Origin of the sequence: Vibrio sp. J502 (assembly GCF_025397955.1) — a bacterium.
GTDB lineage: Bacteria > Pseudomonadota > Gammaproteobacteria > Enterobacterales > Vibrionaceae > Vibrio > Vibrio anguillarum.
Map to the genome: position 1 here is coordinate 351,414 of NZ_CP104555.1, position 21,301 is coordinate 372,714.

At 41.9% G+C, this 21,301-nt stretch carries 20 protein-coding genes; 12 read left to right on the forward strand and 8 right to left on the reverse strand.

Annotation, left to right across the window (positions count from 1 at the left end; all coding sequences use genetic code 11):
* Window positions 1–132: 132 nt before the first annotated feature.
* On the reverse strand, window positions 133–1,101 hold the full coding sequence (locus N5E84_RS17390; RefSeq protein WP_081245536.1) for an IS30 family transposase: 969 nt from the start codon (window positions 1,099–1,101) through the stop codon (window positions 133–135).
* A gap of 118 nt (window positions 1,102–1,219) precedes the next feature.
* Between N5E84_RS17390 and N5E84_RS17395 the strand changes: the two genes are divergently transcribed.
* The gene (locus N5E84_RS17395) at window positions 1,220–2,098 is read left to right on the forward strand and encodes a mechanosensitive ion channel family protein (protein WP_069212099.1); all 879 of its coding nucleotides are present in this window, start codon (window positions 1,220–1,222) and stop codon (window positions 2,096–2,098) included.
* A gap of 93 nt (window positions 2,099–2,191) precedes the next feature.
* Here N5E84_RS17395 and norR read toward each other — a convergent pair whose 3' ends face one another.
* Window positions 2,192–3,778 carry a nitric oxide reductase transcriptional regulator NorR gene (gene norR / locus N5E84_RS17400; protein ID WP_069212100.1) on the reverse strand — a complete coding sequence of 529 codons (1,587 nt, stop codon included), beginning with the start codon at window positions 3,776–3,778 and terminating at the stop codon, window positions 2,192–2,194.
* A gap of 203 nt (window positions 3,779–3,981) precedes the next feature.
* On the opposite strand from norR, the gene hmpA reads away from it, so the two are divergent.
* Window positions 3,982–5,169, forward strand: a complete 1,188-nt coding sequence (hmpA, locus tag N5E84_RS17405) for an NO-inducible flavohemoprotein (RefSeq protein ID WP_019281659.1) — start codon at window positions 3,982–3,984, stop codon at window positions 5,167–5,169.
* A gap of 190 nt (window positions 5,170–5,359) precedes the next feature.
* Here hmpA and N5E84_RS17410 read toward each other — a convergent pair whose 3' ends face one another.
* Window positions 5,360–5,905 carry a YaeQ family protein gene (locus N5E84_RS17410; RefSeq protein WP_019281660.1) on the reverse strand — a complete coding sequence of 182 codons (546 nt, stop codon included), beginning with the start codon at window positions 5,903–5,905 and terminating at the stop codon, window positions 5,360–5,362.
* A 71-nt stretch (window positions 5,906–5,976) separates the two neighbouring features.
* On the reverse strand, window positions 5,977–6,186 hold the full coding sequence (locus N5E84_RS17415; RefSeq protein ID WP_010318975.1) for a cold-shock protein: 210 nt from the start codon (window positions 6,184–6,186) through the stop codon (window positions 5,977–5,979).
* Between the two features lie 794 nt (window positions 6,187–6,980).
* Between N5E84_RS17415 and N5E84_RS17420 the strand changes: the two genes are divergently transcribed.
* From N5E84_RS17420 to N5E84_RS17435, 4 genes are all read left to right on the forward strand, one after another.
* Entirely contained in the window at window positions 6,981–7,343 is a 363-nt protein-coding gene (locus tag N5E84_RS17420; protein ID WP_029388108.1) for a hypothetical protein, read from the forward strand.
* A gap of 209 nt (window positions 7,344–7,552) precedes the next feature.
* Entirely contained in the window at window positions 7,553–7,792 is a 240-nt protein-coding gene (locus N5E84_RS17425) for a hypothetical protein (RefSeq protein ID WP_017046015.1), read from the forward strand.
* Window positions 7,793–7,956: 164 nt separating this feature from the next.
* Window positions 7,957–8,961 carry a response regulator gene (locus tag N5E84_RS17430; RefSeq protein ID WP_019281663.1) on the forward strand — a complete coding sequence of 335 codons (1,005 nt, stop codon included), beginning with the start codon at window positions 7,957–7,959 and terminating at the stop codon, window positions 8,959–8,961.
* Window positions 8,962–8,963: 2 nt separating this feature from the next.
* On the forward strand, window positions 8,964–9,404 hold the full coding sequence (locus tag N5E84_RS17435; protein WP_019281664.1) for a PAS domain-containing protein: 441 nt from the start codon (window positions 8,964–8,966) through the stop codon (window positions 9,402–9,404).
* 75 nt (window positions 9,405–9,479) lie between these two features.
* Here N5E84_RS17435 and N5E84_RS17440 read toward each other — a convergent pair whose 3' ends face one another.
* Complete coding sequence (locus tag N5E84_RS17440; protein ID WP_019281665.1) at window positions 9,480–10,481, reverse strand: 2-hydroxyacid dehydrogenase; 1,002 nt, start codon at window positions 10,479–10,481, stop codon at window positions 9,480–9,482.
* Between the two features lie 565 nt (window positions 10,482–11,046).
* Here N5E84_RS17440 and N5E84_RS17445 point away from each other — a divergent pair.
* The 4 genes from N5E84_RS17445 to N5E84_RS17460 all read left to right on the forward strand — a co-directional run bounded on the left by N5E84_RS17445 (window position 11,047) and on the right by N5E84_RS17460 (window position 15,657).
* Window positions 11,047–12,090, forward strand: coding sequence for a GMP reductase (locus N5E84_RS17445; RefSeq protein WP_019281666.1), 1,044 nt, complete (start codon window positions 11,047–11,049; stop codon window positions 12,088–12,090).
* A 122-nt stretch (window positions 12,091–12,212) separates the two neighbouring features.
* A complete protein-coding gene (locus N5E84_RS17450) occupies window positions 12,213–12,836 on the forward strand; it encodes a heteromeric transposase endonuclease subunit TnsA (protein ID WP_069212101.1) in 624 nt (207 codons plus the stop codon).
* On the forward strand, window positions 12,833–14,707 hold the full coding sequence (locus tag N5E84_RS17455) for a Mu transposase C-terminal domain-containing protein (protein ID WP_019281668.1): 1,875 nt from the start codon (window positions 12,833–12,835) through the stop codon (window positions 14,705–14,707). Before N5E84_RS17450 ends, N5E84_RS17455 begins: the two co-directional genes overlap by 4 nt.
* A complete protein-coding gene (locus N5E84_RS17460) occupies window positions 14,704–15,657 on the forward strand; it encodes a TniB family NTP-binding protein (protein ID WP_069212102.1) in 954 nt (317 codons plus the stop codon). Before N5E84_RS17455 ends, N5E84_RS17460 begins: the two co-directional genes overlap by 4 nt.
* Before the next feature lie 1,391 nt (window positions 15,658–17,048).
* Here the strand turns inward: N5E84_RS17460 and N5E84_RS17465 are convergent.
* The 3 genes from N5E84_RS17465 to N5E84_RS17475 form a co-directional block, all read right to left on the reverse strand.
* The gene (locus N5E84_RS17465) at window positions 17,049–17,957 is read right to left on the reverse strand and encodes an IS5 family transposase (RefSeq protein ID WP_019281855.1); all 909 of its coding nucleotides are present in this window, start codon (window positions 17,955–17,957) and stop codon (window positions 17,049–17,051) included.
* Between the two features lie 218 nt (window positions 17,958–18,175).
* Complete coding sequence (locus tag N5E84_RS17470; protein ID WP_081245513.1) at window positions 18,176–19,558, reverse strand: DEAD/DEAH box helicase; 1,383 nt, start codon at window positions 19,556–19,558, stop codon at window positions 18,176–18,178.
* Window positions 19,543–20,085 carry a hypothetical protein gene (locus N5E84_RS17475; RefSeq protein WP_019281891.1) on the reverse strand — a complete coding sequence of 181 codons (543 nt, stop codon included), beginning with the start codon at window positions 20,083–20,085 and terminating at the stop codon, window positions 19,543–19,545. The genes N5E84_RS17470 and N5E84_RS17475 overlap by 16 nt, the downstream gene beginning before the upstream one ends.
* Before the next feature lie 101 nt (window positions 20,086–20,186).
* Here N5E84_RS17475 and N5E84_RS17480 point away from each other — a divergent pair, with 101 nt between their 5' ends.
* Window positions 20,187–20,516 carry a helix-turn-helix domain-containing protein gene (locus N5E84_RS17480; protein ID WP_019281890.1) on the forward strand — a complete coding sequence of 110 codons (330 nt, stop codon included), beginning with the start codon at window positions 20,187–20,189 and terminating at the stop codon, window positions 20,514–20,516.
* 244 nt (window positions 20,517–20,760) lie between these two features.
* Window positions 20,761–21,279 (forward strand): Hcp family type VI secretion system effector, encoded by a 519-nt coding sequence (locus tag N5E84_RS17485; protein ID WP_019281889.1) that lies wholly within the window; start codon window positions 20,761–20,763, stop codon window positions 21,277–21,279.
* Window positions 21,280–21,301 lie beyond the last annotated feature (22 nt).

Genomic DNA, 21,301 nt, shown 5'->3' on the forward strand with positions numbered 1-21,301 from the left:
CGTTAACTATTCACTCAGTTACAATACCTTTCTAAAATTTCTAACACGATCTCAATCTGCTGCTCTCTAGTTGGCTTAGATGTGTTGCTGATCATTATGCATCTTAGTATCAAGTTTGAAGTGCGACACTTTCTACAGATGCGCATGAATATACTCCGTTGGTGTTCTATACCCAAGCCTTTTGCGTGGGCGTGTATTTAATTTATATGCAATTTCATTACACAGCTTCTGTGTCACGTGTGACATGGAGGTTCGTTTTGGTAAGTATTGTCGTATCAAACCATTGGTGTTTTCATTAGTGCCTCGTTCCCATGAATGGTATGGATTTGCAAAGTAAAACAGGCAGTTATGATGTTTTTCTAGTTGTGCATAACCATGAAATTCAGTGCCGTTATCTGATGTTATCGTTTTAAAAGGTAAGTCAGAGCGGGTCATGATTTTGCTCATTCTTACGTTGAGTGACTCGCTTGTTCTATCGTCCATTTGACCGATAAAAGTGTAGCCAGTCATTCTGTCGACTAAAGTGACGATACAGTGCTTGGTTCCGCGACCCACGACGGTATCAATTTCCCAGTGGCCAGGCTCTTTTCGATGCTCAGCGTCTGCAGGTCTTTCGGCAATATGACGCTTATTTGCCAGCCGTCCTCGACTGTCTTTTGAGTTGTACCTTTTACGCCTTTTCTTGGTGGATTGGCGTAGGTGTTTCCATAACGTTCCACCGAGAGTTTTATCGTTCCAAACGCGCTGATAAATGAGCTCGTGGCTCATTGTTGGATAGCCTCTCATTCTTAGGTATCCGACGATTTGGTCAGGGCTCCAATCCAGTCGTAGCAATGCTTCAGGTAGTCTGAAGTCAAGTTCGGTATAGCGTTTATTTCGCCGTGAACGACTAAGCCGGTTGCGCGCCATTTGCTGTGCTCGCTCTGGTTGATAAGAGTATCTATCGAAGAACTTGTTGTAACGACAATTACGTTCAATTTCTCGATAGATAGTGGCTTTGTGACGCCCCAGTTGTTTAGCTATTTTTGCGGTACTGATCCCTTGCTTTCTGAGCGCAGAAATCATATACCTTTCAATCTCAGTGAGGTGTGTGTATTTCATGTTTTTTACTTCTTGGCGGGAGCAAACTTCATGATTATCGCACCTTACTGTTTTTATGTTCAGAGGTGTCGCACTTCGTACTTGAATCCAAGCATAAAAATAAAAGAAGGGGATTGATATGGAGAAAGTGGTCGCGGTGTGGGACTTTCTTATCACTCATAAATTGGTGTTTAGTATTTTAATCATGACGTTGATTATTTTGACGCGGCGAGTTGTGCTTTCTCAAATTCGTGGCGATGTCGCACTGATTACCGAGAAGCAGCGTAAATGGATGTCACGCACTAAGAATGGCACCTTTGCGTTTACTTTGGTCATCCTCTTCGTATTGTGGCAATCGGAGATCAACGAATTTGCACTGTCAGTGACTGCGATAGCGGTCGCCATTGTAGTCGCATCAAAAGAGATCATCTTGTGTTTTACGGGTTCAATTCAGCGAGCGAGCTCTCGCTCATTTCGTATCGGGGATTGGATTGAAGTCGGAAAACTGAGCGGTGAAGTGATCGAACACAACTTGATGGCAACCGTGATCCAAGAAATCGATTTGAATCATGGTCAATATCACTACACTGGAAAAACCGCGACCTTGCCAAACAGTATGTTCTTCTCGTTTCCGGTAAAAAACCTTAATTTTATGAAGCGTTATGTGTTTCATAACTTTTCGATAGTAGTGCCTGAATTTGTAAATTTGTATCCTTTATTGCCGATTATGCATGAAAAAATTGAGAGCCACTTTGCCCACTTTATCGACGTTGCAAGGCGCTATAACAGCATGATTGAAAAACATGCGGGTGTAGATTTGCCCAGTGCTGAGCCGCACATTCAGATCAGCAGCGCAGCCGCAGGAGAGCAGGTCGTGCATTTCATGATTTTTTGCCCAACAGAGCGGGCCAACCATTTAGAGCAACTGATCCGCCAAGACTTTATGCAAGCGTATGAAAACGCATTTCCACGCACTTTAGTTGCAACAGAAGTGCTGCCGAGTGAAATGGGTAGCTAACCGCCGAATAATGAGCGCTCACACAGTATGGTGAGCGTCTTACCTGTAATTACTGTTTGGGTGAGAAAAGATATATTAGTGATGACAGTGAGATTAACGCTCAATTGCGTGTGTTTTTTTCACCGAAATCCCTAAGCGTTTTGAAAGCCGAGTGAGATTCGCGCGATCCACTTGCAATAATCTTCCCGCTTTTGCCCAATTGAAATCGGATTGGGTCAATGCTTCACTGATCAATTTACGCTGATATTCATCCGTTGCTTCTCGCAGCCCACGTTGCCACACCTTCGCTGTGACCTCTTTGCCGCTCAACGTACTTTGCGTGTTAACCAGAGGTAGGCTGAAATCTAACTCACCTATGTCGTAGCTGTTGACTGTGATTAACGCTTGTAAGCCTTGTCTAGCTCGTGCTTTCAGCGCTGCGCGGTTGATCACGTGTTCTAATTCGCGAACATTACCGGGCCATGAGTAGTTGAGTAACCCAGCCAGCGCGTTGGGATCGATTTTGAGCTGTGTGATACCGAGCTTGCGACGCGCTTGCTCTAAAAAATAACCTGCCAACAAGGTAACGTCACCATTTCGCTCTCTTAGCGGAGGGATATGAACAGGGTATACGCTGAGTCGATGGTAAAGATCGGCTCGGAATCTTCCCGCTTCCACCTCTTGCTTTAAATCTCGATTTGTCGCTGCCAATATTCGTACATCAATAGTTTGGACATGATCTTGTCCTACGGGCTGAATTTCATTGTTCTGCAATGCACGTAAAATCTTGCTTTGGGCAGCCAGTGGCAGTTCACCGATTTCATCGAGAAATAAGGTTCCACCGTCGGCTAATGCAAACTTGCCTAAGCGATGCCGTTCTGCTCCAGTAAAGGCTCCTTTGACGTGGCCAAATAGTTCACTTTCGACCAAGTTTTCTGGAATTGCGGCGCAGTTGACATAAATAAGGGGTTGGCGTTTACGCGCTGATAGTTGGTGCAGTGTTCGTGCGACCAGCTCTTTACCGACACCCGTTTCACCATGGATTAAAATGTTGAAATTAGAAGGGGCGACCACTTCCAGATCGGCTTTCATGGCCAGCATCGATGCACTTGAACCGATGATCTCTCCACCTTCTCTGTCCCATGCTTCTTCATTCAGCTCTTCTAAGCGTTGCTGTGATTGTTTGGCTTGTGCTTCAAGTTGAGAAAAGGTCAGTGCCATTTTCAAGGTAGAGGCCGCGATTGCCGACAGCGCTTCTAGGCTGCGTTTGGGAATATGCTCAAACATGTTGGGATTAAGGCTATCAAGCGTCAATATACCGAGCAGTTTATCACCAAATAAAAGGGGTAGGCCCATGCAAGAGTGCATGGGAAGGTCGCCATCATGATCCATTAATAAACCATCGAAAGGATCGGGTAGTGATGAATTAGCATCGAAAATAACCGGCCCATCAGCGTGGCAAATCTCACGAAAGCGGGGATGTTCATCAATTAAAAAGCGTCGGCCTAAGGTATCGCGAGTCAAGCCTTGCATCGCAAGGGGGATTAACAAATCACCTTGGCGTGAAAGCAGCATCACACAGTCGCATTGAATGGTTTTACGAATCGCATCAAGCAGGCGATTGAATCTATCTTGATCGTTCAAACCACTTGCGAGTCCTATGGTCATTTCAATCAAGGTAGAGATGGAAAAATCTTGCATGGTAAGCACTCAGGTGATGTTTTTGGATATTGTAGTGTCATAATGACATTTTTTGAAGTGTTATTTTGACCTGATCATTTAATGATTTTTTATTTTTTATTTAAAAATCAATAGATTAATGTTGGTATGCTTTGTGCTATACAAGCTTCAGTATCAGAGCGAATCTAATTCGCCATTTATAAAATCTGAGGAGAAAGCTCAATATGCTCAATAATCAACACATCGCCATTGTCAAAAGTACCATTCCTTTACTTGAATCTGCCGGGCCAGCGCTTACGGCTCATTTCTATCAGAGAATGTTTACTCACAATCCTGAGCTAAAAGATATTTTTAATATGACCCATCAACATACTGGCCGTCAGGGCGTTGCACTGTTTGAGGCGATTGCCGCGTATGCGAAAAATATTGAAAATCTCGCCGCATTAACCAGTGCAGTGGAACGTATTGCCCAAAAGCACACCAGCTTTAACATTCAGCCAGAGCACTATCAAATCGTCGGTCATCACCTTATTGAAACGTTGCGAGAGCTTGCTGCCGATGCCTTTACTCCTGACGTTGAAGCAGCATGGACGGCGGCTTATCTCTTTTTAGCGCAAGTCTTTATTGATAGAGAAGGGGAGTTGTATTTACAGCGTAAGCAGGCGATCGGTGGTTGGGAGAATGCGCGTGAGTTTGTGTTGCAAGATAAAGTGAAAGAGTCTGAATTCGTCACTAGCTTTATCTTTGAGCCTGCTGATGGCAAAGCAGTATTAGATTATCAGGTTGGTCAGTATATTGGGATTGAACTTAAGCCGGAAGGTGCGTCATACAGTGAAATTCGTCAATATTCCTTGTCACAAAAACCCAATGGAAAAAACTACCGCATTTCTGTGAAGCGTGAAGGCGTGGATACTGGACATCCTGGGGCAGTCTCTAACTATTTACATGATTACGTTGAAAAAGGCAGTCGAGTGAAACTTTATGCGCCAGCGGGTGATTTTTTCTATGTTGAGAAGCTCGCTCCCGTTGTACTTATCTCTGCAGGTGTCGGGGCAACACCGATGCAAGCCATACTTCAACAGCTTGCGTCAGTAGGAAAAAAAGAGGTGACGTATCTGCATGCTTGCAACAATTTATCACAACACTCCTTTATTGATGAAACCGCGACCTTAATGGCGGTGCATCCATCATGGCAGCAAGTGGTCTGGTATCTGGAAGGTGAGCAAACACCAGCCAAGCAAGGTTCTATGATCTTGCATGAAGTTTGCGAGCAACTGCCGCTAACACAGGGGGATTTTTATATCTGTGGCCCCGTTGGTTTTATGCAGTTCATTGTTGAACAGCTTGAATTGCTTGGCGTAGCAAGAGAGCGTATCCATTACGAAGTCTTTGGTCCACACGCCTATTTATAAAGTATAAAGCTTTATCTCAATCTAGGCTCTTTTAAGGGCCTATACCTTCACATTTAAAGCTTCAGCGGTGTTGGTTACGTTCGCTTACCCCAATCACATAGTTCATCTATGCTCATGGGGATGAGCTCACTTGCCGTCTACCTGCAACTTCAAGTTGTTTGGGTATAGATACTGAAAAGTGGGCTGGGAATTAATGCTCACTTTTTATTTGTAGTGCTTGCCAAGTAATTTCATCGGAATGGCTATCGCTATCAATAAAAATAGAAGAGCCACTAATCATCACTGAAATATCCATACCTCGGTTCAAGGAAGTAGAGAGTTTTTCAATCGCTGCAACATCAAAGCGAAATAGATCGACATTGAGGTGAGAGAACTTTCCCTTGTTCTGCTCCCACCAAACCTGTGATTTCGTGTTAAAGCTGTAGACTTTCACCTGTTTTGCAAGCCGTGTGGCTTTTTTAATGCGATCAGCATCGGGTTCGCCGACTTCAATCCAGAGCTGAATTTGGTCATCTAATGATTTTAGCCAGAGGTCAGGTTCTTCAATGGAAGAAAGTCCTCTAGTAAATGTTAGCTCGGGTGAAGCATTAAGACAAAACGCCAAAATGCGTGCCATCATTCGTTCGTTGCTTTCTGAAGGATGCTGAGCAATGGTGAGATTTAAAGAGTCATAATGATCGCGATTAGTATCCGTCAGCGCAATACGGAACTTATAGATTGTCGGTTTAAGAGCCATTGGAAGAATGCCAAGAGGTAAAAACGAAAATAGCCAGCAAATTGCTGGCTATTAGAATACTTAGTAAAAAATTATACTAGGCGGATGTTTTCAGCTTGAGGGCCTTTTTGACCTTGAGCTACTTCAAACTCTACCTTTTGACCTTCAGCAAGAGTGCGGAAACCGTCACCTTTAATTTGGCTGAAGTGTGCGAATACGTCTGGACCGTTTTCTTGTTGAATGAAACCGAAACCTTTAGTTTCGTTGAACCATTTTACTGTACCAGTAACTGTGTTAGCCATTTTTATACCCAAAATCAAAAAAAATTTTACAGCCGAATACGGCGCGGATAGCGTGGAAAAGTAGATTGCTATTGCGTACGACACGACGGGGGAGTTACAAGTAATCCAACGAGACGTATGTGTATACAAAGAACTGCTTTCTAGCTAGTGCAAAGTCTAGTTCAAACTTTTATCTTGTCAATCATAACTCGATAAAACTCGAAAAACTTTCTTAAAATTGTTAGGTTTTATGCTCTATGTTGCATTTTCTTATGATGAGGCTTGAAATTAACATTATTATTCTATTACCCATTGACATAGTTGAAGTTTTAGCCAGAGTTAGTGGTCAGATGAGTTCGATGGTTGAAGCCGTTTATTACTGGCCAACGTTCATTGAGTGAGGAGAAGGGTTAGGTTTACTTTCCTATTTAATGGCTCTCTTTTTGGCTGAATGACTCTCCTCAAAACTGAGGCAATTTTTCCCTATCAAATAGCATCTTCAAGTTGTTTTGGCGACAACTCGGAACGTTGCGCTGTACACATCACAAATTTGTACTTTCAATGAAATATTTACTCGGTTAAATATTTGTTACAAATAGTTCCATTTTGAAGTGTTTTTTTGGTAATGCTATGTCCCATCTAATTTTCGGGTTTTCTGTTTTTAACCACTGATTAACAATTATTTTATTCTAAGCCAATAAGGAAAAGTTGCTTATTTTTTGAACTTGAAATTCTTATTTAATGGAGGAAAATGTATGTAAACAAAGTTTTCGAAAATGAATGGATACTTTCTCATAAAAAGAGAGGTTTACAACATGAAACTAATACTGATTTTAATGGCGTCTGTCTCGGCGGGTATGGCCTCTGCTGATCACTTTCATTCATTTTTGCTTGGACTTTACATCGCGTCACTCGCAGTAGGCAGCTGTTACTGGTTTGCGTTTCGAAGTACTAAAGTGCCGGAGTTTGCCCTTTTTCTTCTCATATGCGGGCTTCTTGCTAAATTGACAGTGACCATTATCGGTGTTGCGTGGGGGATATCGGCGCAATTGATCACATCGCCTTTTATCTTTGCTTTGTCGTATCTCTTCTTCTCTATTGTCGTGACATACCTCTGGTTCAGTTATCGAGATAAATTAACCTCTGCAATCTCTAAAACAACGGCGCATCACGCGTAGCGCACTTAATGCATAGCGTCTTTATGCGTAACTTACGCGTAAGATGGTTAATGTGATAGTGAACTAAATTATTTCTGTTAATGCAAAAGGGCTTCCTCACTGGGCCCTTTTGGTGCTTTTGCACTTTAGACTTTTGTCCAAGAGTGGCGCTCATCTTTTCGATATACACTGTTGGCAATGATTATTTATCTCCTGAACAAGGAAGTACTATGGGCATCGGATTATTTTGGGCAGAGAAAGTTATCTTAATACTGGGCATCATTTTTATTCTGACGAGTATTGTGCGGTATGGTAAACGTAGCCATGACTGGAAAGGTGTCATCACGATGTTTTATCGTCGCATTCCCATGTCAATTGAGGAATATAAGTGGTACCGCTTGGGAGTGGCATTCATTGTTACCGCTATTGTGTTGCGGATTGCTGTACTGACCTTCTGGCCCTCACTATGAGGTTGAAATGAGCGAACATTGCTGTTTGCTAACCGATGTTTCGCTTGAGTGTGTAGCCTTTTATAACCCCTAAAACTTTTTAATTAATTTTTTGCGCAACTCGCATCTACGCGAGGTTTAGGTATACACTCTATTTATCGAATTAATAAATAGAAGGTGATTACATGTCTTTCCCCGTACTCATCTGTGATGACTCTGCACTGGCTCGGAAGCAGATGGCTCGTTCACTTCCCGCCTCTCTAAACGCCGATATTACTTTCGCAGTTCATGGTTTAGATGGCATTAAAAATCTTGAAGAGCATGATTTTAAATTAATGTTCCTCGATTTAACTATGCCTGAACTGGACGGCTACGGAACGCTAGAAGAGATGCAACGCAGAGGGATGACAACACCTGTTGTTGTTGTTTCTGGTGATATACAGCCGAAAGCGAAAGAGCGAGTATTGGCGTTAGGGGCGCGTGCTTTTATTCAAAAGCCGATTGATAAGGACGTGTTAAATAGCGTACTACGAGAGTTAGTCGAACCGCCAACACAGCCTCGTATCGTTACGCCTATCTCTGTTGAACTACCTATCTTAAAACGTCGTGACATCTATATGGAAGTTGCGAACGTTTCGATTGGTCGAGCGGCAGATGCTCTGGCGCGACACTTTGATGTATTTGTTCATTTACCGCTACCAAACGTCAATATTTTTGAAGTGAGTGAGCTACATATGGCACTTCGTGACTTGGCGGAAAATGATCAAGTTTCTGGTGTATGTCAAGGCTTTAGCGGTGAAGGCATTGCAGGTGAAGCACTAGTGCTTTTGAGTGATTCCAGTGTTTCTGACCTGAAAAAATTAATGAAAGTGCCAGCAGACAGTGAAGAGCTTGAAGAATTAGAACTGTTAATGGATGTATCAAACATATTAGTTGGTTCCTTTCTGAATGGATTAGGCGAGCAATCGGAGGTGCGTTTTTTTCAAAGCTCTCCAGTATTGCTTGGGCAACACATCTCCATTGACTCTGTGATCAATTCAACCGCTGGATCATTTAAAAAAACGATGACGTTTGAAGTGAGCTACAACATTGATCAAACAACGATCCGCTGTGACTTGCTCTTTATGTTTGTCGATGAGTCTCTTCCGTTGCTAGACAATAAATTATCGTACTTGATGGAGGATTTTTAACGATGAATCTCCCTGCAGAATTTGAACAGTTCCACTGGATGGTGGATATGGTGCAGAATGTCGATATGGGGCTTGTCGTGATTAATCGTGACTATGAAGTACAAGTCTGGAATGGATTCATGACACACCACAGTGGTATTCAAGGGCACGATGCGATTGGTAAAACCATTTTTGAACTGTTTCCTGAAATCCCCCAAGAGTGGTTTAAGCTCAAAACTAAACCTGTGTATGACTTAGGCTGTCGTAGTTTTATTACTTGGCAGCAGCGCCCATATCTCTTCAAATGTCGTAATGTTCGCCCTGTCACTCAGCAAGCCGATTATATGTACCAAAGCATTACTTTAAACCCGATGCGAACCACGACGGGTAAAATTAACTCATTGTTTTTATCAATACAGGATGCCACATCTGAAGCGTTAGCCTCTTTACAAATACGTTCATAGAATCAGGATGTTAATGATTTCGAAGCCTCCTTTTGGTGTTTCATCAAGGAGGCTTCATGTTAGTGATGGGTTCAATTAATCAAGCGTTACAAGCTCATTCCCGCAACGTTGATTGTTTGCAAAGGCATGAATGTTATCCAAAGTTGTCTGAGCGATATTGTGTAGCGCATCTTCAGTCAAAAAGGCTTGATGTCCCGTAAATAGTACATTGTGGCAAGCCGATAGGCGTCTGAATACATCATCGACAATCACATCATTCGACTTATCTTGGAAGAAAAGATCCTTTTCATTGTCGTAAACATCTAAACCAAGAGCGCCGATACGACCTTGTTTCAGTGCTTCAATTGCTGCAACTGAATCGAGTAATTCACCTCGGCTGGTGTTTACAATCATCACGCCATCTTTCATTTGGGAAAATGCGTGGCTGTTGAGTAAATGGTAGTTCTCTGGCGACATTGGGCAGTGAAGCGTAATCACATCACTTTGTTGGTAGATTTCCTCAAGGCTGCAGTAAGTTGCACCGAGTTCAATCGCCAGAGGGTTCTGATAAGGGTCGAAGCACAGTACCTTCATTCCCAACCCTTTCAAAATACGCATTGTGGCAATACCAATTTTTCCTGTGCCAACAACTCCCGCGGTTTTACCGAAGAAGTTAAACCCGACCAACCCCTCTAATGAGAAGTTAGCGTCTCGGGTACGCTGATATGCCTTGTGAAAGCGGCGGTTCAAACACATCATCATTCCTACCGTGTGCTCTGCCACCGATTCTGGTGAATATGCGGGCACTCGCACCACTTGAATACCCAACTCTTTTGCGGCATCGAGATCGACTTTATCAAATCCGGCACAGCGCATTGCGATAAGCCTCGTCCCATTTTCATACAATTGGCTCAATACTGGGCGACTTAAGTCGTCATTCACAAATGCACACACCACAGTGCATCCTTGGGCCATTTTAGCTGTGGTTGGGGTGAGTCGAAAATCGTGAAAGTGCAGCGAGAAGATTTTTGTATCACTGACCTCTGAGAAAGAACTCGCGTCATAAGATTTTGCGCTGAAAAATGCAATGTTGATCATGTTCTCTTCCTAATTAGACTTATAATTTTCACTATAAATACGCCTAATATCACAGAAAATAAACCACAAAATAACTATGCCTTTGGGATGGTAGGAGTTGCGGGGGGATGTCACTAAAATCGAAAACGGACGGATTAATGATAAACATTCACCACAATCTGTAAAAATCGCCGATAGAAATGTCTGAGTCACTTCTTTTATGAGTGTGATTTTCATCACATTTTCGGCGCAATACTGAACGAGGTAACGTTTGCTTATTGTATGAAAGATTTTGCTAAAATGATGGGTTTTTTAATAACGTATTGAAAAATAAAAATTTACACGATGAGTATTTGAGAGAGATAAACTTGAGAAGTGTCGGATATGAAAGTTTCGAGATAGTACCACAAAAAAAATGCAAATATCAGACTTGCCGATAAGAAATCCGGGCCTATAATGCTGAAAACCGGAGCGTCTGCCAACGCTCCGGTTTTTTTGTGTCCAAAATGTACTGACGTCTGCCAACGAAGGTACTACGCACTCTGCAAAAGAGACACAAATGGTCAATTAATCAAGGAATTACATAATGCGTATCGAACAAGAACTTAAGTTAGGTTTTAAAGATGTCCTGTTTCGCCCTAAGCGTTCAACACTAAAAAGCCGTTCTCAAGTAAATTTAACCCGCGATTTTACATTCAAGCATAGTGGGCGTCAATGGTCCGGCGTGCCTGTTATTGCGGCGAATATGGACTCGGTAGGCAGTTTTGCTATGGCAAAATCACTTGCTGAACATGAGGTAATGACAGCGGTTCATAAACATTACTCAGTAGCTGATTGGGCTGAGTTTGTTAAAAACGCCGATGCATCAACACTTAAGCATGTGATGGTTTCAACTGGCACATCTGATGCTGATTTTCAAAAAACCAAAGATATCATGGCGCTTAGTGACGATCTGATTTTCATTTGTGTTGATATTGCTAACGGCTACTCTGAGCACTTGGTCGATTACGTACAACGCGTGCGTGCGCAATTTCCAGATAAAGTGATCTCAGCTGGTAATGTTGTCACCGGAGACATGTGCGAAGAGCTCATTCTAGCGGGTGCGGATATCGTAAAAGTTGGTATCGGCCCGGGCTCGGTTTGTACCACTCGCGTGAAAACAGGTGTTGGTTATCCTCAGCTTTCAGCCATTATTGAATGTGCCGATGCGGCGCATGGATTAGGCGGGTGTATCATTGGTGATGGTGGCTGCACATGCGCAGGTGACGTTTCTAAAGCCTTTGGTGGTGGCGCTGATTTTGTCATGCTTGGTGGCATGCTAGCAGGCCATGAAGAGTCTGGCGGCGAAGTGTTTGAAAAAGAGGGCGTGAGCTACATGAAGTTCTACGGCATGTCGTCACAGTCTGCAATGGCGAAGCACTCTGGCGGCGTTGCAAAATACCGCGCAGCGGAAGGCAAAACTGTATTGCTACCTTTCCGTGGCAGCGTTCACGACACCATCTCTGATATTCTTGGTGGTGTGCGTTCAACTTGTACTTATGTCGGTGCAGCTAAGTTAAAAGAGCTCACAAAGCGCACCACATTTATCCGTGTTCAAGAGCAAGAAAATAACGTGTTTGGCCGCGAGTAAACTGAGAAATTTGGTTGTATCTGTAAATACAACCATACATTGCAATAAAACAACCATACCTTGCTGCTGTATAAAAAGTGTACCATACTTTTGAAAGTTTACTACAGGTGTGGTTGTTTGATATGAAAAAACGAATCCTCAAAAACTCTAAAGTAAAGAACATTTCCCGCTTTGTTAGCTTGAAGACAGATTCAGTTCAAACTACAGAATCTGATCTTGAGTTTGATGCTTGTTTTCATTTTGAATTCGCTCCCCAAATAAAGACATTCGAAACCCAACCATTGGGCTTTAAATATCGGATGAACGGACTTGTTCGTCGATATACGCCTGATATGCTTTGCTATTTTCATGATGGTTATGCACCATATTATGAAGTTAAGCCTAAATGGGTAACTGAACAGGATGAATTTAAAGAAAAATTTGATGCGCAGAGGCAACAAGCAATTGCCAACGGACACGATTTACTCGTTCTGACAGAAGAGGATATTCAAATTTCCCCTTTATTAGATAATTTGAAGATCATTCATCGCTATGCTTGTTCTGATAATCTTGATGATGTTCAGATTAGGCTTTTAAAGTTATTCCAAAATTACGGTGAAATGCGAATTTCGCAAGTATTAAAAGCTAGTCAGGGACAATCTGCATCTATATTGCCTGCGCTATATGATTTAATTGCAAAAAAAATTCTAGAGTTTGATTGGCATTGTCCAATTAGCCATGATTCTCTTATCTGGAGAGTTTCATGAGCGACAACTCTGAAGATGTTCATGCTTTTGGTGGTTTTTTCTCAGAGAAAAGCTCAGTTATTTCTGTGCCTAAGACATCAAAGGGTGCACCATTTGGGACCGAACTTCAAGAAAGGTATCAAGACCTATTTTCATTCGATGAAAAACGAAGAGATGAGGCAATTCATCGATACAACATATTAGATTACCTTATTGAATTGCATGGCCCTAGTCTAACCTTAAAGAAAATATTGGGTTCGATGAAAGGCCTTGAAGATAAATTTTATCCGAATGTACCATCTCCTCCATCGATATATCGTTATTGGAATACGTATAAGAAATCTGGTTTTGTACTTTCTTATTTGGTTCCTGGAGTAACTAGCGGTAATAGAGCTCCTCGGAAGGCCTTGGAACTGGAAGAGTACATAGATAACGCTATAAAGTCGTATTTTTCGGAAGAGTCTCCGACAATTCAACAAGCCTTTACGTTATTAGAAGTTGAATTGGATCGACATAATGAGTGTAATGACACCCAATTAACTTTTGAATACGAATCCTTTAGAAAACGAATTGTTAAAAAACCAGATTATGAAAGGTTGCTAATTAAAAAAGGAAAAAAAGCCGCCGATACATTCTACAAGAAAGTCGGACACCGACCGGAAACGACTCGAGTTTTACAGCGTGTTGAAGCTGATCACACCCGCTTAGATTTGTTTGTGATTGATGATGCTCGTACGCTTCCTCTTGGGCGTCCGTGGCTTACATTACTTTTTGATACTCATACGAAAAGTGTGGTTGGCTTCTATTTGGGCTTTGAGCCGCCAAGTTATTTATCGGTTTCTCTGGCGCTAGAAAATGCTATTTTGCCTAAGGATTATGTTAAAGAATTATATCCCGATGTAAAAAATGAATGGCCATGCTACGGTTTGCCAGAACACCTCATTGTTGATAATGGAGCAGAATTTAATAGTAAAGATTTTGTTAGTGCCTGTAAAAATTTACGCATTAAGGTTAAAAAGAATCCTGTTAAAAAACCATGGTTGAAGGGTTCCGTTGAACGTTATTTCCGAACAATCAACAATAAATTGCTTTCTGGAATTCCTGGTAAGAGCTTTAGTAATATTTTTGCTCGAGGTGATTATAATCCACAAAAAAATGCGATTATTACCCGTTCGGATTTGATGAAAGTTATTCATGTTTGGCTAATCGATATATACCAATCTAGCCCTAATGGTTTAGAAACTAATATCCCTAATCTTACTTGGGCGGATGCCATGCGAAGTGCTCTTCCGCCTCGCCCATTTAAGGGGACAATAGATGAACTAAGATTTAATCTCGGTAAAAATGCTGAGATTTCATTAGACAAAAACGGCATTCGTTTTAAAAAAACACTCCGCTATTCCAGTGCGTCACTTGCTCAATATTTTGGTAAGCATACCTATGATGGTAAGAGTATTAAGGTCAAAATAAAATATGATCCTACTTGCATGGGTAAAATATACGTTCTGGATGAAGATAAGCATGAATTTTTTGCCGTTGAATCAGTGGATCCTGACTACGCATATTCAGTGTCGGAGTGGCTTCACAAAGTATGTTGCGATTATGCACGAGACCACATAAGAAATAACTATAGACATCATGATGTTATCAAAGCTTGGCGAGTGATATACGATATCATCGATGAAGCACTGCACCTATCTGGCAATGATAAGCAAACTAATATTGGGATCAGAGAAGCCTCTAAATTTGAACGGGTACGAGAGCATTCTGAGCGGACAAAATCGCAGAAAAGGCCAGAGTTATCATATATTGATGAAGATGATATCGACTGGGGAATTGATGTGGATACAGATGGCTGGAAGATTGATTCTGTTCGAGGGAATCAATTATGACTGCTTCAGTTAAAATGTTACATCAACAGGTGAAAAATATTTTTATAAGTGATGCTCAAATTGATGAAATTTTGGCAGATATAGACGAATGTCGAGAAGATAGTGATCGTATTTCTGAACCGGAATGTTTAATTGTTGTTGGTGACAGCGGTTCGGGGAAAACGACAATTATAGATAAATATTTGTCGGATAATCCGAGGATGGAAGCTAATGATGGTTCCATTATTCCCATTCTATTCACGTCTTTACCTGCAAATGCTAATCCTGTCACGGCATCAGAAAGACTGTTGTCTTCGATGGGAGATCCGTTAGCATTTAATCATGGAAAAGATCCCGCCGAGTTAATGAAAATTGTAAAGGATTTGCTCCGCGAGTGTAGGGTTGAGCTCATTATTATAGATGAATTTCAACATATGATTGATCGTAAGAGTAAGGATGTACTTCATATCACAGCTGACTGGTTAAAGATGATAATTATTGAATCAAAAATACCGGTTGTGCTTTTTGGAATGCCTTATTCAACAGAGATTTTAAGGGCGAACAATCAATTACGTGGGCGTTTTGAATCTCAACACCATTTAAAGCCATTTAAGGTAAAAAAAACGAGTGAGCGTATCAGATACAAAACATTTTTGACGATGTTAGATGCGGCGCTCCCCTTTTCAACGAAATCTGGATTGGCATCTGAAGACTTAATGAAAAGGGTTTATGTTTTTTCTAAAGGAAACATGCGGTTAATCCGTCGTTTAATCAATAAGGCCGCCAAATTTGCTTTGTTAGAAAATGCTCCGTGCATCTCTTTAATGCATTTTGCACGTGCTGCCCCTAAAGTTAGTCGAGATGCTTGCGAATCATTTAACCCATTTGACGTAGATATCAAACAACTTAAAATTATTGAGCCCTCTGATGATGTGGGTTGGGAAAACTATCTCGCGGCTAAAGGAGATTGACCCCATTAATTAATAGCCTGTTTTAAGCTAATACGAACATAATATTTATATCGCCGAAAACGCTTCGATCACCCGTTCCCTAAAATGACTCCAAGTAACCGAACTGTACGCAGCGTAATGCTTTTCACCTGCCAAGTCACCGGTACCATCTGTCCATGTTACGCTTCCATGCCTGAAGAGGATATACCAAATGTTCTTGGAGGGGACGGTGGTTCGTATTCACTGAATTCTCTAGGTTTAACATACAAACAAGAATCTCGAATATTTTGTACACGCCCCATGATCCCACGGAGCGTTTTAGTGTGAGAAGTTCCAATAATAAACCTATTTCCTGGAAAAATCCTTTTGATGAGGGTGTTAAGATAACAGAAGATATGTTGCGGCCGCTACCAAACGATATTGGTTGGGAGGATTATTATCATAACGTTCAACCCAAATACCAAAGACGCAAGGGTGGTAATATGTTTGAGTAAGGTTAAATAAAGGGATTTGAGACCCCACTTGAATAATAAGGTGAGGTTACATTAAAAAATAAAAAGTGGTTAATTATCTTGACGCGGGTCGTTATTTTTCTAAATCCAGTTCCATTGAGTAATCAACCCTCTGACTGAGAAATAACAGGTCGCTAGGCAATCGCTGTGGGCTAAAGTGTATCGCATCCCGTTAATCTGGCCGCGTTTCTGATTTTAGAAAAACTCACTAATGCATTGTATGAATACATAAGCTTATTAGCTATTTTTTGTGGCATTTCTCAATCCTTCAATAATAGCGTCTTCAATTTTAAATGATTCCCAAATTTCATTTATTGTCCAATCAACCCCAACCCACAGTACAACACCTGCTAATATCGGTAGAGCAAGACTTCAACAACCACATAATCACTAGTAGAAAGAACGGTCATGGCTTTGGAAATATCATTTCCAACATGCCCAAACAAATCAACCAAATGATAATCATCATTAAGTACTAATTCGTTCGTGTTTATTCCGGCGGAGATAATTATGTTTAACACCGCTCCTTTTTTAAAGCTATTCACAGTATCTTTGCCAAAACACCTAATTGCTTTACCGTTGGATTAGATGTTGGATGGTGTTTCTTTATATTCAAACCATTAACAACGGCATAATGAATTTTTATCATTCCAAAGGCTCGATATGGTGATTTTTTCCTTGCCTTTAGCATCTAACTATTGAACTACTCAGAGATTTTGTTACCTTTGTAGCAGCAACGAGGCCAACACCGATATTAAATTTAGAATGAATCTTTTCTAACCGCTTCAATGTTTCGCCATTCATTTAGGATTGCCTATGATAACCCAAAAATCATAGGCAGAAAATGGCGTTGTTGATCAAATCAGCTTGAAAATCAACGACGCCATATATGACTAGCTGTCAGTTTCTGACAGGCATTCCTAGTCCTATGACTTTGTTTATGGCTTTGACATTCGCCATGATTTCGCCCACTTGAGCGTTATAACATCTCATACTCAATGTACCGCTAGTCAGTCCTTTATATCGGGACATTGCCGTCTCAGATATTGAGCGATAGTGATAACCAGACTCGGCTTTCCATTTCGGTATTGACCCATTTTTCAGAGCTGTTACTGCTCCGTTTCTGGGATGGCCATCTTCCCAAAGTGCTGCATTCTTTCGAGGCGGTATCAGCGGGATACAACCCTTCTTTTTCAGAGTATCATGGCAATTTTTGGTGTCATATGCTCCATCGGCAGATACGGCTGTGACCTTTCTGCGTAGCGGGTTGAGCAACGTAGGTAGTACTTCACTATCGCCCACATTGACAAGGCTGACTTCCGCACTTATCGCTTCGTGAGTGTCTACATCAACAGCTAAGTGCAGCTTACGCCATGTTCTGCGCTTTTCTGCACCATGCTTTTTCACTTTCCATTCACCCTCACCAAAGACTTTGAGGCCAGTCGAGTCAATGGCAATATGGCGAATAGCCCCTCTAGATTTATTGCGATATTTGACTTGAACTGTCTTTGAACGTTTACTGATACAGGTGTAGTCAGGAGATGTCAGCGGAACATCCAATAGCTCGAAAATCGAGTCGATAAAGCCTTGAAGTGCACGCAATGGCAGAGAGAAGATGCCCTTAATCATCAAAGCAGTTTCAATCGCTGTATCAGAGTACTGGAATCCTCTACCACGCTTACCATGGTGGGTTTTGCATTGCCATGCATCAATGGCTGAGTCATCTATCCAGAATGTAACCAAACCACGTTTGCACAAAGCCTTATTGTACTCCGCCCAGTTAGTTATCTTCTTTTTCGCTTTACCCATGTCACCACCGTTCCAATCCTCTCAAAGGATCAGATCACAGGATTTGGAAAAGGTTCAACTGATTTAGGCAACAACGCCGCAGAAAATTGCAAAGTATCTTATTACACAATTAAAAATTTATGTTTTAGTTCAGTAACTGACTTATATGTAAGGCTTTTCTACATCATTAATTGCAGACCAAACAAAGTAGAAACTCCACCCCCATTATCGGTCAACAACTACACAAACGCCGATATCACTCGCTGCTTAAAGCGCCCTAAATGTAACTCATCAAAGGGCTCATTTGAGCCATCAACTGACGTTCCATTTTTAATTGAAGAGTTCCAATCCAGAGTGGGGACGATTATGTCACCCTGTTCAGAAGTGGTCGATTGCAGTGGGCGGATATTCGAACCGTCGATGTGGAAAGCTTCGTTTTGACCCATTTTCGCAAACAGGCAGGTTTCAGGAATATCTTGCTCAATGCGTTCGGAATATTCGATAAGGCTTTGCTCTGCAAAAGTGAACAGCCAAGCCTCTTGGTTCGGCTCATCGTTCACTCTCAAAATACGGCCAAGTACTTGCCTAAAGTACAATTCGGTTTTCACTGAGCTGATATGGCAACAAACTTGCAATCTTGGGATATCTGTCCCCTCACTAATCATACCGACACTGACAATCCACTCGGTATTACCATGACGGTAAGCATTAATTTCAGACAGCGGCTCATCATGACGATAGGTAACAATCGCAGCCGATTGATGAAACTGAGTCACTAATATTTTTTGGATTTTCTTTGCATGTTGTACCGACGCCGCCACAACTAACCCTCCGGCATTGGGCGATTCCAGACGAATACTCGCCAGTTTGTTACAGCCCAAACCAAGGAGATATTCCATCGCTTCATCATTATGGATGATGCTCTGGTATGACGTTTTTGTCTGTTTCAGTAACTCTAATATAGAAGAAAACGATTGAACCTCTTTGCTACCGGTAATGGTGAGATGTTCGTTATCCACCAAAACAATCTTTGGTGAACGGCACACTCTGTCTTCAATCGCCTGTTTCAAGCTGTATTGATAATCGACGAGCAGTTGGCCATCAGGGTCACTGTATTCCGCCATCACAATCGGTAAGGAATCCGAGCGCCATGGCGTACCAGATAGCGCTAACGTATAAGTGGCGAGCCCTTGAACTTTGGAGAGTATTTGCTGCCCCCATGCATTCGCGCCTTCCATTTCAGATCCTGAACAATGATGGATTTCATCAAATACGACAAACACTCGGTATTTAGTCAGGATCCGCCAAAATTCATCATTTAAAAATTGAATGGATTGATAGGTCAGTGATTGCCCAATGGAGCCTAAGCCTCCATTGAACGTACAATGTAATGTCTTGGAAAAGGTTCCTTTTATACTGTCAGCCACACTGAGCGTTGGGGAGAAGCACAACACCAAGTCAATTAAGTTGCCCGCCAATAAGCGTTTAGCAATTTCGGCGGCGAGGATAGTTTTACCGGCCCCCGGGGTTGCTTGACAGAAAAAATGAGACTGTTCGCCTTGATACTTTGTTAACGCTCTCATCGAACAGTCTCTTTGCCAATCTCTTAACATCGAGCGCATCCTTCTGATAACGACGTTAGTACATTGGTTAATACATTGATTTTGCCCAATAATAATGCAGAACGTTCTCTCGCTATCTTAAGCAGTGGTGTGATTTGAGTACTCAATTCAGGAAAACGTTGACTCAACGACTGATATTCTTCTATTTCACCGAGAATAATTTCCAACTCACCCTGATGTTCACCACGCTCTGTCATCAAGACCGAGTATCCATCCATGGCTGAAGTTGACGGTTGGGAAATCCGAACCTTAGGCGATGAGCTTTCTCGGCTGATTATATCGAGTCCTCGAAAGAGTTCGGTTTGGAAATACTTTTTTTGCCTTCCGATCCCTTCACAACTCAGCCAACCTTTTTTCTCAAGCACTAAAATTTGACGATAAATGAACTTCCGGGCTTCTTCAGGATCGGGATCAACACCTTCAAGCAACAGCAATGCATCTCGAATTTCCACAACCGAAAAATTATCCATCTGTTTTTCAATCAACAGTTGATGCATAAACGCATTCATTTTTTGAGAACGATTCATTGACTATTCTAAAACCATAAAACTAAGGATTGCTTAGTATACATAAATCAGTAAAACTAAGAAAATCTTAGTTACATTGAGCCTAGAGATATGAATCCTAAGTGTCGTTCGACAACCCAATCCCAATACGCCTCAAAGAAGCGCGTAAAAAAGCCAAGCTCTCACAAAAAATGTTGGGAGTTCGCATAGGTATGGATGAAAGTTCAGCTAGTCCTAGGATGAATCAATACGAAAAGGGAAAACACACACCTGACGTCCACACGCTTAAGCTGATTGCTGATGAGCTTGGAGTGCCTTTGAACTATTTCTTTTGTGAAGATGAAGAGTCGGCTGAATTAGTTGTTGCTATCTCAAAATTATCTATAGAAAAGCGGCGTCAGTTACTTCAGTTTATTGCAAACATGCCAGAAGATGCTCCCCTTCCTAAGTGATAACAACTCGCTACCAGCGATAGCCCTTTGCCACTTTTACCTAATTACCGCCTTATCAGGTAATATTTCGTCACCGTGAGCAATTTTTTGCCCACGCGAGCAATTTATTGCTTGAGTGTTTGCTGGGTTTTTCTAACCACTTGATATATAGCTCTTTTTGATTTGGCATTTCTTTTGCGTAGAGAAGCATCAAACTGTGCGATGTGGTTCACATCGCTTTGATTCACTCAATAAGGATTAAGCTATGCCAACTCCATGTTATATCTCTATCGAAGGCGAAACACAGGGCCTCATCACTGCTGGTGCTCTTTCTACTGACTCTATCGGCGATGCATTCGTTGAAGGTCATGAAGACCAAATGTTGGTTCAAATGTTTGACCACGTTGTGACTGTACCGACTGACCCACAATCGGGTCAGCCTTCAGGTCAACGTGTGCACAAGCCATTCAAATTCACCGTCGCGCTCAACAAAGCGGTTCCTCTGCTTTATAACGCCCTCTCTTCGGGTGAGAAGATGAAATCGGTTGAGCTAAAATGGTACCGTACCTCTATCGAAGGTAAGCAAGAGAACTTCTTCACGACCAAACTCGAAAGCGCGTCTATCGTGGACATTCATTGCGAAATGCCACACTGCCAAGATCCAAAAAACGGCGACTTCACACAAAACGTTACGGTTTCTATGTCTTACCGTAAAATCCTGTGGGATCACGTGAACGCGGGTACTTCAGGCTCAGATGACTGGCGCAAACCCGTCGAAGCGTAAGCTTTGATTTGGGTGGCTGGCT